We start from the raw sequence: 15,202 nt of genomic DNA on the forward strand, positions 1-15,202 counted from the left end.
TCTAAAGAAAGGAGGAAATTCTGGTCTGTTCTGCTGTGTCTTCTCACCAAATATCCGACGTGCCCGACGCCGAGGCCGCTCCTTCCGTACCCAAGGCACGGCCCCGGCGTCGGACACCGCAGGCACCGTCGCCTACTGTGAACACGTGCGAGGAGAGTACAAGGTTCCACTCGGAAAACTGGTTCGTGTCGAGACCGACGTGGTCGGGTCGGAGGGCCCTCCGGGCGGGTCGGCCGGGAGGCTGACGGGCACGCGGGTGAGCGGGGACTTCTTCCTCGAACCCGACGAGGCCCTGGAGGCCATGGGCGCAGCCCTCGACGGCATGCCCGCCGACGCCTCCAAGGCCCAGCTCGCCGAGGCGGTGCGCACGGCGCTGGACGGCGCCACCGCCGTCGGGTTCGACGCCGACGCCGTGGCCGTCGCCGCCCGGCGCGCGCTCGGCCACGCGACCGCCTGGGAGGACCACGAGTTCCAGGTGATCCGCACCCCCGCCGTGTCGCCCCTGCTCAACGTCGCGCTCGACCAGGTCCTGACCGAGGAGCTGGGTGCCGGACGGCGCGGGCCGACCCTGAGATTCTGGGAGTGGGACGAGTCGGCGGTGATCATCGGGTCGTTCCAGTCGCTGCGCAACGAGGTCGACGTCGACGGCGCCAAGCGGCACGGGGCCCGCGTCATCCGGCGGATCTCCGGGGGCGGCGCCATGTTCATGGAGCCTGGCAACACCATCTCGTACTCCCTGTACGTTCCGGGCTCGCTCGTGGACGGGCTGAGCTTCGAACGGTCCTACGCGTTCCTGGACGACTGGGTGATCGGAGCCCTGCACGGCCTCGGCGTCGACGCCGCGTACGTGCCGCTGAACGACATCGCCTCGCCGGCGGGCAAGATCGCCGGCGCCGCCCAGAAGCGGCTCGCCGGGGGCGCCGTCCTGCACCACGCGACGATGGCCTACGACATGGACGCCGACAAGATGACCGACGTGCTGCGGATCGGGCGCGAGAAGCTCAGCGACAAGGGCACCCGCAGCGCGAACAAGCGCGTCGACCCGCTGCGCTCCCAGACCGGGCTCGGCCGGGCCGCGGTGATCGACGCCCTGGAGGCGTCGTTCCGCGCGCGGTACCGCACGGTGGCCGGCGAGATCACGCCCCGGGAGTGGGGGCTGGCGGGCGAGCTGGTCGAGTCGAAGTTCGGCACGGAGAAGTGGACGGCGCGGGTGCCGTAGCGAGGTTGTCCGTCAGGGCCGGTGCCCTGCACGAGACGGGACATAGGGGGCGTGCCATGATGGGCAATCACGGTTTGGTAACACCCCTAGCAGATAGTTCATCCCGTCAGTAATCTCCACGCAATGCCGCGTATTGGGAAGTTCATTTCTCAGAAATATCACCTGGCTACTCTCGCGGCACCGAGCGAAAGGAAGCCGAACGATGACTCGAGCGATGCGGCGGCCCCTGGTGGCAGCCACCGGCGCAGTGCTTCTCGCGGCCACGACGGCCGCGTGCGCCGGCGGTAGCGGCGACGAGACCGAGGGTGACGGCACCCTGAGCGTCTGGATCATGCAGGGCACGAACCCCGACGCCAAGACGTTCTTCGACGACGTCTCGGCAGCGTTCGAGGAGCAGACCGGAGCGACGCTCGACGTCGAGTTCGTGGAGTGGGCCGACGCCCACGACCGGTTCGTCACCTCCATCGCCGGCGGCACCACCCCGGACGTCGCGGAGACCGGCACCACCTGGACCCCCGAGTTCGCCGACGCCGGGGCGCTCGCCCCGCTCGACGAGTACGTCGACGGCGCCGGCGTCACCGAAGACCTGGTCGAGGGCCTCGTCGAGGCCGGGACCTACGACGAGCAGCTCTACGGCATGCCCTGGTACGCGGGCGTGCGCTCGCTGGTCTACAACACCGAGATGTTCGAGCAGGCCGGCGTCGAGCCGCCCACCACGTGGGCCGAGCTCGAGGAGGCCGCGGCGGGGCTCAAGGAGGAGTTCCCGGACAAGATCGCCGTCGCTGTCCCCGGCGACGCCGAGTTCACCGTCTACCCGTGGGTGTGGGGAGCGGGCGGCGAGGTCGCCACGCTCGACGGCGACACCTGGACCTCGGGCCTCGACAGCCCCGAGTCGCAGGAGGGCATCGAGTTCTGGACCGGCCTGGCGACCGAGGGCGGCTACTCGTCGGAGGGTGCCACGACGTGGCGCGAGACCGACGTGCTCGACGCGTTCGCAGCGGGCGACGTCGGCATGGCGGTCATGGGCTCCTGGACGCCGGGCGCGATCGTCGACGCGAACAAGGACATGGAGGGCAAGTTCGCCGCCGTGCCCATCCCGGGCCAGGACGGCGGCATCGCCCCCTCGGTCCTCGGCGGCTCGCACCTGAGCATGTTCGAGACGGCCGAGGACAAGGACCTGGCGTTCGAGTTCATCGAGATGATGACCACCGGGGAGTTCGCGCAGCAGTGGGGCGAGCAGTCCGGGTACTTTCCCGGCCAGGTCTCCCTGCTCGACGAGACCCTGGCGAGCACCGACCCGCTCGTGGCGCCGTTCGCCGAGCAGTTCGTCGACGGCGGCGCGTCCGTGCCCGCGGCGCCGACCTACGGCGCGGTGCAGGCCAAGCTCACCACCAGCACGATGATGCAGTCCATCCTCTCCGGGGAGGCCGACGTCGCCACGGCGAGCGAGGCGGCGGCCGAGGAGATGACGAACGTGCTGAACGGGTCTGAGTGACCCAGCAAGTGACCACGCAGCTGACCGAGAAGCTCCCGCGGCTCAGCCGGGCCAGGGCCGCCACCGTGCGGCCCTGGCTGCTGCTCGCCCCCGCGCTGGCGGTCCTCGCGGTCCTGCTGCTGTGGCCGCTGGTCCGGGTATTCCTCTTCTCGCTGCAGGACTACGGCCTGCGCGAGATCACGACGGGCGAGCCCAACTGGATCGGCGTCGAGAACTACGCCCAGATCCTGGCCACGCCCGAGCTGTGGACGGTGGTGCTGCCCAACACCTTCGGCTTCGCGGTGCTGTCCGTCGCCGGCACCGTCGTGCTCGGTACGGGCGTCGCGGTCCTGCTCGCGTCGCTCGGGACCTTCTGGCGCACCGTCACGTCCAGCGCGATCATGGCCGCCTGGGCGATGCCCGCCGTCACCGGCACCTACGTGTGGGTGTGGATCTTCGACGCCGACCGCGGAGTCTTCAACGACGCCCTGATGAGCCTCGGCCTGCTCGACGACCCGACCAACTGGTTCACCAACCGGTGGACGTTCTACGCGATAGTCCTGCTCAACGTGATCCACCACGGCTTCCCGTTCGTCGCGGTCACCGTGCTCGCGGGACTCCTCGGCGTGCCGAAGGAGATGCTGGAGGCCGCAGAGATGGACGGCGCCGGGTCGTTCCGCCGGTTCTTCTCGATCATCGTGCCGCAGCTCCGGCAGGTGTTCGCCGTCGTGATCATCCTGTCGACCATCTGGGACTTCAAGGTGTTCGCGCAGGTGTTCCTCATGCCCGGCGGCGCCGGATCGAATCGGTCCGTGCTCAACCTCGGGGTGTGGTCGTACGTCGAGTCGTTCGGGCAGAACAGGTACGGCTTCGGCTCGGCGATCGCCGTCCTGCTGACCCTGCTCCTGCTCGTGGTCACCGCGGTGTACGTCCGCACCGTGCTCGCGGAGGAGGAACGATGAGCACCACCCGACCGCTGGTCCGCCCGGACGCCGGCGCAGTCCGGCGCCCGCAGCGTCGCCCGTACGGGCGCACCTCGCGGCGCTCGCCCCTGCGGCAGCTCGGCAAGGGCGTGCTCGTCGCACTGCTGCTCGTGTTCACGCTGTTCCCCGTCTACTGGATGCTGAACAGCTCGCTGGACGCGCAGGCCGGCCACACCAACAGCTTCTGGCCCGCAGAGCCGACCCTCGAGCACTACGTGTTCGTGCTGACGGAGGGCGGGTTCGGCACGTTCCTGCGCAACTCGCTGCTCGTCGCACTCGGCACCGTCCTGGTCTCGTCCGCGCTCGCGCTGCTGGCATCCGTGGCGGTGGCCCGCTTCCGGTTCCGGATGCGAACCCAGATCCTCATGCTGGTGCTGGTCGTCCAGATGGTGCCGCTGGAGGCGCTCGTCATCCCGCTGTTCGTCCAGGTCCGCGACCTGCAGCTGCTGGAGACCCTGATCGGCCTCGTCGTCGTGTACGTGGCGCTCGCCCTGCCGTTCGGCATCTGGATGCTGCGCGGGTTCGTCGCGGCGGTCCCGGTCGAGCTGGAGGAGGCCGCCTACCTCGACGGCGCGAGCTGGGGCCGCATGTTCTGGTCGGTCCTGCTGCCGCTGGTGGCGCCGGGCCTGGTCGCGACCAGCATCTTCAGCTTCATCACCGCGTGGAACGAATTCATCTTCGCCATGACGATGCTCGGCGGCGCTACGGAGAACTACACGGTGGCGATCGGCCTGCGCTCGTTCTTCGGCGTCCACTCCAACGACTGGGGCGCCATCATGGCGGCCTCCACGATCATCACCGTGCCCGTGATGATCTTCTTCATCCTGGTCCAGCGTCGCCTTGCCTCCGGTCTGACCGCGGGGGCCGTGAAGGCATGACTGCCGAGCCCGCGGGCCCGACCCGCACGGAGCGCGCGATCAACGGCGTGCTCCTGCCCGGTTTCGAGGGTGTGCTCGTGCCGGACTGGCTGGCCGACGCCGCCCGGGCCGGCCTGGCCGGCGTCGTCTACTTCGCGCGGAACACACCGGACGTCGCGACCACCGCCGAGCTGTCCGCGGCCCTGCACGCGATCTCGCCCGACCTGGTCATCGCCGTCGACGAGGAGGGCGGCGACGTGTCACGGCTCGAGGCGACCAGCGGCTCGTCCTTGCCCGGGGCGGCGGCGCTCGGCGCCTACCCCGCTAGCCGACCTGGCGGCGGCAACGTCTCCCTGGACGCCGGCCGGGCGCTGGGCCGGCTGCTCGCCGCCACCGGCATCGACCTGCTGCTCGGCCCGGTGCTCGACGTCGTCTCCGAGCCCGACAACCCGGTGATCGGCGTGCGCGCCTTCGGCACCTCGCCCGACGACGTCGCCCGGCACGGCATCGCGTTCGCCCGCGGCGTGCGCAGCGCCGGCGTCGGTGTATGCGGCAAGCACTTCCCCGGGCACGGTGCCACCACCGTGGACTCCCACATCGGCCTGCCCGTCGTGGACGAGCCGCTCGACGTCGTGCGGGCGCGCGACCTCGCCCCGTTCGCGCGCGCTCTGTGCCCGAAGGGGGCGGACGGACCGGTGCCGGCCGCGCGTGGGAAGTCCCGGCTCGACGCCGTCATGACCGCTCACGTGGTGTTCCCCGCGATCGGCCCGGCGCCGGCGTCCGTCGAGCCCGCCGCAACGCGGCTGCTGCGCGAGCTCGGCCACGACGGCCCGATCATCACCGACGCGCTCGACATGGGCGCCCTGCGAAAGCTCACCGGCTCGGTGGGGGAGGCCGCCGTCCGCGCCGTCGAGGCGGGCGCCGACCTGCTCTGCCTCGGGCTGGACCCGGTCCTGTACCGGGAGGCGTACGACGCCCTGAGCCGCGCCGTGGCCTCCGGTCGCCTGACGGTCGGCCGGCTCGAGGAGTCCGCGGCACGCACGCGGGCGCTCGTGGCCGCCGTCCGCGACCGCCGGGCGGCCGCGGGGACGGCCACCGGCGTCGGCGCGGCGTGGGAGGCGCTCGCGGAGCTGTCGGAGGTCGGGGCGAGCATCGCGGACGCCGTCGTGCGGGTGCGGGGTGGACAGCTGGTGCCGCTCGCGCCCGAGGACCGGCCCGACGTCGTCGACCTGCGTACCCGGCTGGACCATGCCGCCGGCCGCACGGCCCGGCACGTCCAGGCCGCCGTCGCGGCGGCCTGGCCCGGGGCGAGGCTGTACCCCGATGGCGACGACATGTCGGGAGGGGTCGACCCCGGCGACGACGCGCCGCGAGAGGGCGCGTCCGGAGAAGTCGCGTCCGGCGGCGAACTGCCTGGTGGTGGCGCTGCCGAGCCGAAACCTGTGCAACTCGGTCTGGATGAACGTGGACTTGCAGTGCTTATTGCCCGATTCACCCGGTACGGTGTATCGGCGGATCTCGACAGAACCGGTATCAAACGTGGCGCAGACTTTCCTGAGGGTGCTTCCCGAGGCGTGTCTCGCAGCGAACCGCTTGTCGTGATCACCCGTGAACCCGTCCCGGGTTCGGCTGAACGTTCCCGGCTGGAGCAGCTCTGGGCCGTGCGGCCGGATCTTGTTGTGGTGCACACGGGACTTCCCGGGCCGGTCGACGACTGGTTCGGGACGCTGAGTGGTGGTGGCCCGGCTGTCGTGGTGGCGTGCGGGACCGGACGCGCGAACGCGGCGGCCGCCGTCGCGCGCCTCCGCGATCCGCGGGCCGGCAGGACATCGAAGAGCAGCGCAGCAGCGAGCAGTGATGAGCAGCCATGAGCGATGAGCAGTACCGGCTGGGACGGCAGCACGGGTTCCAGCGGCGAGACAGAGTCCAGCGGCATAGAGTCCTAGAGCACAGGGCAAATGATGAGAAAGGGGCACGCCGATGATCGCGGAGGCGGGATTCGAACGGCACGCACAGTCGGCGCCGCGCCCGGTCTCACCGACCGAGGAGCGCAACCCGCGCACACGTGACATCGACGTGGTCTCCACGGCGGAGATGGTGCGCATGATCACCGACGAGGACGCCGCCGTCATCGCCGCGGTACGCGCGGCGCACCCGCGCATCGTCGAGGCGATCGACCTGGCCGTGGACGGCATCCGGGCCGGCGGGCGGGTGCACTACGTGGGTTCGGGCACGTCGGGCCGCATGGGCCTGCTCGACGCCGCGGAGCTGCTGCCCACGTACGGCGTGGGTGAGGAGATGTTCGTGCCGCACCTCGCGGGCGGGCTTACCGCCTTCAAGAAGGCGGCCGAAGGCGCGGAGGACGACGTCGAGGCGGGCGGCGCGCTCGTGGCCGACGTCGGGCCGGCCGACATCGTGTTCGGGATCGCCGCCAGCGGCGGCACGCCGTACGTCGGGGGTGCGCTCGACATGGGCCGCTCCCGCGGCGCGCGGACCGTGCTGCTCGCGTCGAACCCGTTCGCCGCGCTGGCGCCGAAGGCCGACGTCCCGATCCTGGTGAACACTGGTCCGGAGGCCATCACCGGCTCCACGCGGATGAAGGCGGGCACCGCCCAGAAGATGGTGCTCAACACCTTCTCGACGGCGGTCATGGTGCGGCTCGGAAAGACCTACTCGAACCTCATGGTCGAGGTGATCGCCTCCAACGCCAAGCTGCGCCTGCGCCTCGTGCGGCTGCTCGTGCAGGCGACGGACCTGGAGCAGGACGTGTGCGAGGACGCGCTGGCGGCGACCGACGGCGACCTGCGGGCCGCCCTCGTGATGCTCGTCGCGGGCGTGGACCGGTCCGCGGCGCTACGGGCCCTGGCGATCGAACCGGGCCGGCTCGCCGCCCCGTCGGTCCGCGAGGCCCTGGCAACCCTGGGAATCGACCCGGCGTGACCCGCGTGTCAGGCGGGGGTGACCTCCGCCGCGAGCTTGGCGACCAGGATGTCACCGCCCTTGGTGAGCTGCTGCCCGCGCTCGGAGAACCCGAGGCGCCCGTGGAAGCGCAGCGAGCCCGGGTTCGGCGGGTTCAGGTTGACCTCGCAGGTGACGACGTCGTGGCCCGCGGTGCGGGCGGCGTCGAACACGGCGTCGTAGAAGAGCTTGCCGATGCCGCGGCCCCGGGCGCCCTCGCCCACGACTATCCGGTCCACGTACAGGTGGTCGAGGCCGCGCTCCTCGAACCAGGCGTAGTTCTCGCCGGACCAGTCCTCGCCGCCGTCGAGCGCGACGACGAAGCCGAGGGGGTCCGCCGGCGTCTCCGCGTCGACCGCGACCAGGGCGAGCGACGAGGCGTCGAGCAGCTCGGCCATGTCGTCGGCCGGGGTGTCCGGGACGGCGGGGATCGAGGCGTTGTTCAGCACGACCAGGCGATCGACGTCCATGTCGGTGACGGGGCGCAGCAGGGTGGCCGTGGGCATGACGGTTCACTCCAAGGAGTTGGCGGGGGAACCCGAGGACCTTAGCCGTCGGGCCACCCGCGCGTCTGTGACCTGTCTCAAAGAGTGGTGGCGGTCACGCGGGCGCTGCTCCGGCGCCGGTCACACCGGCGTCGGGCGCGGGCCGAAGACCGCGGTGCCCACCCGCACGATCGTCGCGCCCTCGGCGATCGCGAGCTCCAGGTCGCCGGTCATGCCCATGGACAGCTCGGTGGCGGAGGCAGTCCCCGGCGCGCCCGACGCCCGGACCTCGTCGCGGATCGCGCGCAGGCGGGCGAAGCCGGCGCGGACCGCCTCCTCGCCCGAGCCGTCCAGGCGGGCGCCGATCGTCATGAACCCGGTCAGCCGCAGGCCCGGCAGGGCGGCGACGGCGGTGGCGAGCGCCGCGGCGTCGTCGGGCGCGAGGCCGGACTTGCTCTCCTCGCCCGTGACGTTGACCTGCACCATCACCTCCAGGGCGCGGTCGCCCGTGCGGCCGTCGCGCAGGCACCTGTCCGAGATCGCCCGGGCGAGGTCGAGCGAGTCGAGCGTCTCGAGACACGTCGCGGTGGCGAGCACCTGGTTGATCTTGTTGCGCTGCAGGTGGCCGATCATGTGCACCTGCAGCTCGCCCTGGGTGACCCGGTCCGCCACGGCGGGCGCCTTCGCGACCAGCTCCTGTACGCGGTTCTCGCCGATCAGGTCGACGCCCTCGGCCAGCGCGTCGAGGACGGCGTCCGGCGTCTGCGTCTTCGTCGCCACGAGGAGCCGCACGTCGCCCGGGTCGCGCCCGGCGGCGACCGCGGCGGCGGCGATGCGGCCGCGGACGACGGCGAGCCGCTCGGCGATCGAACCGGATGCGAGAGGGGACGCTGAAGGCTGAGACTGGTCTGGCACGGGGCGAGTCTATTTCGGTGGACTTCAGGGTCGGGTCAGGGGATCGCCCGGTACCACCGACCCGCCGCGCTAGGGAAGGATGGACCTATGAAGACGCTGCTGAACATCATCTGGGTCATCTTCGCGGGGTTCGGCCTATGGGTCGGGTACATGCTCGCGGGGATCATCTGCTGCCTGCTGATCGTCACCATCCCGTTCGGCATCGCGTCCTTCCGCATCGCGGGGTACGCCCTGTGGCCGTTCGGGCGCGAGGTCGTCGAGAGCCCGCGCTCCGGTGTGTTCTCCCTGATCGGCAACGTGATCTGGGTGATCGTGGCCGGCTGGTGGCTCGCCCTCGGCCACATCATCACCGCGATCCCGCTGGTGATCTCGATCATCGGCATCCCGATGGCGTGGGCGAACCTCAAGCTCATCCCGGTCTCGCTCATGCCGCTCGGCAAGCAGATCGTGCCGAGCGACGCCCTGCTCCCGACCTACCGCAAGCAGCCAACGGCCGCTTGAGACCGGGGTTAGTTGTGGGCGTGATCGTTGTGACTACCCGTCCGTTTCAGGCGCAACGATCACGCCCACAGCCAACCCCGTCAGGCGCGGGCTATCGGGGCCGTTGTGCCGGACGTCAGGGTGAGCAGGTCCGACGGGGCCAGGCCGATGTCCAGGCCGCGGCGGCCACCGGAGACGTAGACGACGTCGTACGCCTCGGCCGACTCGTCGAGCACCGTCGTGTGCCGCGTCTTCTGGCCCAGCGGCGAGATGCCGCCCACCACGTAGCCGGTGGCGCGCTCGGCCTCCGCCGGGTCGGCCATCCAGGCCTTCTTGCCGCCCGCGGCACGGGCCAGGGCTTTGAGGTCCAGCTTGCGGTCCACGGGAACGATGCCGACGACGAGCTTCCCATCGACGTCGGCAAGCAGTGTCTTGAACACCTGCTCCGCGTCGACGCCGATCGCCACGGCCGCCTCCATGCCGAAGCTGAGGCCGCTCAAGGGGTCGTGCTCGTACGGGTGCAGCGTGTGCGGTATGCCCGCCTTCTCGAGTGATACGACGGCGGGCGTCCCATGGCTCGCGCGTGCTGTCTTCTTGGCCACGACGCGATTCTGCCTCGTCCGGCCCGCGGCGCCGCACAGATTTTCCGCGCGAGTCTCCCGCGGCGCCGCCGTACGCCGTCGTCCCGCGCGGCCTCGCGCCATCGATACCCGGCCAGCTCGGTCGGACGGAGATCAGTTAGCGTGGGTAACGTGTTAGCCCTCCTGATCGTCGCCATCCTGGTCGGGGGCTCGCTGCAACGTGTCGCGGGTATGGGCTTCGGGCTCGTCGCCGGGCCGTTCATCGTGCTCCTCGTCGGCCCGGTCGAGGGTGTGCTCTTCGTGAACCTCGTGGGCGCGATGATGGCGGCACTGGTGCTCGGGCGCACGATCCGCGGCGTCGACTGGCGCCGCTACCGCTGGCTGGCCGCCGCGTCGGTCACGGTCAGCGTGCCGGCGGCGCTGCTGCTCCGGGACGCCAGCGCGTCCGCGCTGGAGATCAGCGTGGGCGGCATCGTCGTGATCTGCATGACGCTCGCCCTGGTGGCCTCGCGCCTGCGCGGCGCGGAGCGCCCCTTCGCACCGGAGGCGCGTGTCCCGCTCCTGGTCACGGGCGCGGCGGCCGGTTTCGGCAGCGTCGCGGCGGGGATCGGGGGCCCGCCCATCGCCGTCTACTCCGTGCTCGACCGGTGGGACCCGCGCGCGTTCGCGGCTACCGCCCAGCCGATCTTCCTGACCAACGCGCTGGCGGCGATGACGGCGAAGCTCCTGGTCGCCGACGCCACCTTCCCGGCCCTGGCCGTGTGGGAGTGGGTGGTGGTCTTCGTCGCTCTCCTGGCGTCCGTCGGCCTGGGCGAACTGCTCGTCGGGCGCATCTCGGCGAGCGCCACGCGCAACGTCCTCGTGGCGCTCGCCTACGTCGGTGGGTTCGCGACGCTCGGCCGCGGGCTCATGGGTCTGGTCGGCTGACATCCGGACCGGTCACCGAAGCCCGGTCCCGTTGGCGGCAGACCAGCCATCCAGGCCCGGCCCTCCGCTGCCCGCTGCGGGTCAGCCCCGGGAGAGCGGCCCGAGGACCATCGACGGCTCGCCCGTGGACGTGAGCCTGGCCGTCCCGAGGTTCCCTACCGTGCAGCTCCCGCTGCGTGGTGTCCCGCCGTTCCAGACCTGGCGCAGGCAGTTGCGCATCGCGAGCTGCCCCCAGTAGCTGGGGTGCAGCGACTCCTGCACGTAGTACGGGCTGTCGCCGATGGTGGACACCGTACGGATCTGGTTGACCCACTCGGTCCGGTCGACGGCGCCGGGCGACTGCCAGCCGGGCAGGCCCACCTCCTCGTAGAGCCCGACGCCGGTCTCGCACAGGCGCTTGCCGTCGAATGCGTGCGTCATGTCGAGGGTGCGCACGTTCGGCAGCCCGACGTCGGACGCCGCACCGAGCAGCGCACCGTTGATGGTGGGCAGGGCCGTGGAGTTGGCCCAGTCGGCGTCGCGGTTCCAGATGCCGCACCCGCCCGTGGACTGGCGGGTGTACCCGGACTCGGGGTACCGGAAGCCTGAGCCGCTCGGCACGGGCGACGGGTACGTCTGGACCACGAGCGTCCACCGGTCGGTGGTGTACCCGGCGTTGCTCATGGCGGTCGCGACGTTGCCGAGCGCCCGCGCCACCCGCGACCGGACGGCGGCGACGTTCGCGGCGGTGAAGTTCTCCGCGACCGAGGCGTCGTCGTGGCAGTAGTTCTTCCACCAGGACGGCGACGTGAGGAAGTTGACCACGCAGGTCTGGACGACGCTCGCGAACTCGAAGTCGTTCCCGCCGATCGAGACCACGACCATGCGGACGTTCCTCGTGGCGGCGGCCTCCTGGAGCGCGAGGGCCTGGCCCTTCCCCGCCGAGCTGTCGTGGAAGTCGATCCCGGGCTTGAAGTACTTGCCGGTCGAGGTCGCGGTCGTGGCGCCGCTGCAGGCGAGGTTGAGTCCGTTCACGCCGCCCCCGATGTGCGCCTCGGCGGAGGACGCGCGGTGGCAGCGGTTGATCGTCTCGGCGGTGCCGTCGGGGTTGTCGAAGTAGGCGGTCGGGCCGAGTGCGTCCGCCCGGCGGTAGTCGCGGTTGGAGCTTCCGGCCCAGCGTCCCGCCTCGCCGGAGATGTAGGAGTCGCCGAGGGTCACCACCCACGGCGTCCCGGCGCCGGGACCGTCGGCGGGTGTCGCGGTGATGGGCGTCGCGGTGACGGGCGTCGCGGTGGCCGGCGTCGCGGTGACGACGAGCCCGGCGAAGAGGCTCACCGTGCCGAGGGCGGCGGTGAGGACGGGGGTGAGGCGGCGGAGAGGGCTGAGGTGGCGGTCGGGGTTTCGCAGGTGCGTCGTCATTGGCACTCCTGTCTCCACAGCAGTGCCCGCGCGGCGCTGCTGACCGGGACTTCAATAACGGAAGTCTAAGTCAGGACCGCAATAAGGTAAATAGCGAGTCAAATCCGACGGATGGCCTCATCGGCACCCGTCAGATCTGACAGGTCGGGGTCAGAGCTGGCCGACGTCGAGCACGGTCAGGACGACCTCGCCCGCCTCGTCGCTCGCCGCGAGGTCGACCCGCGCGGTGAAGGCCCAGTCGTGGTTGCGGTCGGCGTCGTCGAGCACCTGCCGGACCCACCAGGTTCCGGGTTCGACGCGGATGTCGTCCCCTCCGGTGCCGCCCGGCAGCTCGGCGCCCGGCTCCAGGATCGTCAGCAGCGCGGCGGAGCGGGCCTCCGGGCCGATGCCGACTGCATCGTCGCCCTGTTCCTCGAACAGCGGGTCCAGGGCGTCAGCCCAGGCGTCGGCGTCCCAGCCGCCGCCCAGCGCGGCCAGCCGCCCGTAGGACTCGCGGGCGATGAGCTCGACGCGGCGGAACATGGCGTTGCGGACCAGCCGGCGGAACGCGCGCGGGTTGCCGGTGACCGGTCGCGCGGGAGCCTCGGCTCCGGCGTCGGCCAGCTCGCCGTCCGTCACGAGGTCGGCATCGTCGTCCACCGGGTTGGCCAAGCGCTCCCACTCGTCGAGCAACGAGGAGTCCACGCCGCGCACGAGTTCGCCGAGCCACTCGATGATCTCCTGCACCTCCTCGGTGCGGTGCTCGTCGGGGACCACCTGGCGCACGGCGCGGTAGGCGTCGGCGAGGTAGCGGAGCACCACGCCCTCGGTGCGCTCCAGCCCGTACACGCTCACGATCTCGGCGAATGTCATGGCCTTCTCGACCATGTCGCGGACCACGGACTTGGGCGACAGCTCGGCGTCGGCGACCCACGGGTTGGTGCGGCGGTAGGTCTGGAACGCCGGCTCCAGGAGGTCGGCGAGCGGCTTGGGCCACGTGACCTCCTCCAGGAGCTCCATGCGCTCCTCGTACTCGAGCCCCTCGGCCTTCATCGCCGCGACGGCCTCGCCGCGCGCCCTGTTCTGCTGGCCCATGAGCACCTGGCGGGGGTCGTCGAGGGTGGCCTCGATGACGGAGACGACGTCGAGCGCGTGCGTCGGGTTCTCGACGTCGAGCAGGTCCATGGCCGCCAGAGCGAACGGCGACAGCGGCTGGTTCAGCGCGAAGTCGCGGGGGAGGTCCACAGTCAGGCGGGCCGACGGCCGGAGGCGGCCGTCGCCGTCGGGCACCCGTACCTTCTCGACGACGCCCGCGATCCGCAGCGAGCGGTAGATCCGGAAGGCCTGGCGCACGTGCTCGGCCTGCTGCGTCTCGGTGTCGTGGTTGGCCGTCAGGAGATGCCGCAGCGCGTCCACGGGATCGGTCCCGTCGCCGCCCGAGCGGGCCGACGCCCGTGCCAGGACGTTGAGCACCATCGCGTGGTTCACGCGGAACTGGGAGACGAGGGGCTCGGGGTCGGCGTCGCGCAGGCGCTCGAAGGTGGCATCGGTCCAGTTCACGGAGCCCGACGGCGCCTTCTTGCGGACTATCTTCTTGAGCTTCTTCGGGTCGTCGCCCGCCTTGGCCAGGATCTTGCGGTTCTCGATGACGTGCTCGGGCGCCATCACGAGCACCTCGCCCACCGTGTCGTACCCGGCGCGGCCCGCGCGCCCGGCGATCTGGTGGAACTCGCGGGCGCTCAGGTGACGCATGCGCTCGCCGTCGAACTTCACGAGGCTGGTCAGGAGCACCGTGCGGATCGGCACGTTGATGCCGACGCCCAGCGTGTCGGTGCCGCACACGACCTTGAGCAAGCCCTTCTGCGTGAGGCGCTCCACGAGGCGGCGGTACTTCGGCAGCATGCCCGCGTGGTGCACGCCGACGCCGTGCCGCAGGAACTTGCTGAGCGTCCTGCCGAACCCGGTGCCGAACCGGAAGGCGCCCATCTCCGCGGCGATGGCCTCCTTCTCGGACTTGGTGGAGACATTCATCGACAGCATCGACTGCGCGCGGTCGACGGCGTCCTTCTGCGTGAAGTGGACCACGTAGACCGGGGCGCGATGCGTCTGGACGAGCTCCTGGATGACGTCCGTGAGCGGTTCGACCACGTAGGAGAACGTGAGCGGCACCGGGCGCTCGGCGCCCGCGACCTCGGCGACGGGCCGGCCGGTGCGCTCCTCGATGTCCTCGCGCAGCCGGGTCGTGTCGCCGAGCGTGGCGCTCATCAGGATCAACTGCGTGTCCTTGAGCTCCAGCAGGGGTACCTGCCAGGCCCAGCCGCGCTGCGGGTCGCCGTAGTAGTGGAACTCGTCCATGACGACCTGCGCGATGGCGTCGTCGTCGGCGGCTGCGCCGGTCTCGCCGTCTCCGTTGCCGCGGCGGAGCGCGAGGTTCGCGAGGATCTCCGCCGTGCAGCAGATGATCGGCGCGTCCGGGTTGACGGCGGAGTCGCCGGTCATCATGCCGACGTTCTTCGAGCCGAACGCCGCCACCAGGTCGAAGAACTTCTCGCTGACCAGCGCCTTCAGCGGGGCCGTGTAGTACGTGCGCCCGCCGCGGCCGGACCGGTGGGCGGCCAGGGCGGCGAACTGCGCGCCCATCGCGACCATCGACTTGCCGGAGCCCGTCGGCGTCGCGAGCACGACGTGGGACCCGGTCATGACCTCCAGGAGGGCCTCCTCCTGGTGCGGGTAGAGCGACCGACCGCCCGCGGCGGCCCATTCGCCGAAGCTCTCGAACAGCACGTCCGGGTCGGGATCCTTGCCCGTGGGCGCGGGCAGGTACGGGATCAGGGTTCCGGCGGGCTTCGGGGTCGCCGATGCCGGGCCGGGGTCGCCGGTGGAGGAGAGAGCTGTCGAGGAGACCGAGGTTGTCGAGGAGGGCGCCGTCATGGTCCGCCCATTGTT

General features: G+C 71.2%; 13 protein-coding genes. 8 read left to right on the top strand and 5 right to left on the bottom strand.

The genetic code is table 11. The features are described 5' to 3' along the window. Positions 1-145: 145 nt before the first annotated feature. The 6 genes from lplAB (at position 146) to murQ (ending at position 7,473) form a co-directional block, all read left to right on the top strand. On the top strand, positions 146-1,219 hold the full coding sequence (gene lplAB / locus EW117_RS23350; RefSeq protein WP_129789101.1) for a lipoate-protein ligase LplAB: 1,074 nt from the start codon (positions 146-148) through the stop codon (positions 1,217-1,219). 202 nt (positions 1,220-1,421) lie between these two features. After that, entirely contained in the window at positions 1,422-2,714 is a 1,293-nt protein-coding gene (locus EW117_RS23355) for a sugar ABC transporter substrate-binding protein (RefSeq protein ID WP_340641108.1), read from the top strand. Positions 2,715-2,734: 20 nt separating this feature from the next. Continuing rightward, on the top strand, positions 2,735-3,655 hold the full coding sequence (locus EW117_RS23360; protein WP_207212017.1) for a carbohydrate ABC transporter permease: 921 nt from the start codon (positions 2,735-2,737) through the stop codon (positions 3,653-3,655). Then, a complete protein-coding gene (locus EW117_RS23365; protein ID WP_242504487.1) occupies positions 3,652-4,554 on the top strand; it encodes a carbohydrate ABC transporter permease in 903 nt (300 codons plus the stop codon). Before EW117_RS23360 ends, EW117_RS23365 begins: the two co-directional genes overlap by 4 nt. Further along, entirely contained in the window at positions 4,551-6,404 is a 1,854-nt protein-coding gene (locus tag EW117_RS23370; RefSeq protein WP_129789103.1) for a glycoside hydrolase family 3 N-terminal domain-containing protein, read from the top strand. Before EW117_RS23365 ends, EW117_RS23370 begins: the two co-directional genes overlap by 4 nt. 109 nt (positions 6,405-6,513) lie before the next feature. Further along, the gene (gene murQ, locus EW117_RS23375) at positions 6,514-7,473 is read left to right on the top strand and encodes an N-acetylmuramic acid 6-phosphate etherase (protein ID WP_129789104.1); all 960 of its coding nucleotides are present in this window, start codon (positions 6,514-6,516) and stop codon (positions 7,471-7,473) included. An 8-nt stretch (positions 7,474-7,481) separates the two neighbouring features. On the opposite strand, the gene EW117_RS23380 is transcribed toward murQ, so the two are convergent. Continuing rightward, positions 7,482-7,997 carry a GNAT family N-acetyltransferase gene (locus EW117_RS23380; protein ID WP_129789105.1) on the bottom strand — a complete coding sequence of 172 codons (516 nt, stop codon included), beginning with the start codon at positions 7,995-7,997 and terminating at the stop codon, positions 7,482-7,484. A 120-nt stretch (positions 7,998-8,117) separates the two neighbouring features. Then, a complete protein-coding gene (locus EW117_RS23385) occupies positions 8,118-8,891 on the bottom strand; it encodes a YggS family pyridoxal phosphate-dependent enzyme (protein ID WP_129789106.1) in 774 nt (257 codons plus the stop codon). 87 nt (positions 8,892-8,978) lie between these two features. Here EW117_RS23385 and EW117_RS23390 point away from each other — a divergent pair, with 87 nt between their 5' ends. Continuing rightward, positions 8,979-9,392 (top strand): YccF domain-containing protein, encoded by a 414-nt coding sequence (locus EW117_RS23390; RefSeq protein ID WP_129789107.1) that lies wholly within the window; start codon positions 8,979-8,981, stop codon positions 9,390-9,392. Positions 9,393-9,472: 80 nt separating this feature from the next. On the opposite strand, the gene ybaK is transcribed toward EW117_RS23390, so the two are convergent. Then, on the bottom strand, positions 9,473-9,973 hold the full coding sequence (gene ybaK, locus EW117_RS23395) for a Cys-tRNA(Pro) deacylase (RefSeq protein WP_129789108.1): 501 nt from the start codon (positions 9,971-9,973) through the stop codon (positions 9,473-9,475). A gap of 150 nt (positions 9,974-10,123) precedes the next feature. Between ybaK and EW117_RS23400 the strand changes: the two genes are divergently transcribed. Further along, positions 10,124-10,879 (top strand): sulfite exporter TauE/SafE family protein, encoded by a 756-nt coding sequence (locus tag EW117_RS23400; RefSeq protein WP_129789109.1) that lies wholly within the window; start codon positions 10,124-10,126, stop codon positions 10,877-10,879. 81 nt (positions 10,880-10,960) lie between these two features. Here the strand turns inward: EW117_RS23400 and EW117_RS23405 are convergent, their stop codons facing one another. Together EW117_RS23405 and EW117_RS23410 are read right to left on the bottom strand one after the other, a co-directional pair. Beyond that, positions 10,961-12,277, bottom strand: coding sequence for an SGNH/GDSL hydrolase family protein (locus tag EW117_RS23405; RefSeq protein ID WP_129789110.1), 1,317 nt, complete (start codon positions 12,275-12,277; stop codon positions 10,961-10,963). A 150-nt stretch (positions 12,278-12,427) separates the two neighbouring features. Further along, positions 12,428-15,187, bottom strand: coding sequence for a DEAD/DEAH box helicase (locus EW117_RS23410; protein WP_129789111.1), 2,760 nt, complete (start codon positions 15,185-15,187; stop codon positions 12,428-12,430). Positions 15,188-15,202 lie beyond the last annotated feature (15 nt).

The sequence above is a fragment of the Promicromonospora panici genome, assembly GCF_900608595.1.
GTDB lineage: Bacteria > Actinomycetota > Actinomycetes > Actinomycetales > Cellulomonadaceae > Promicromonospora > Promicromonospora panici.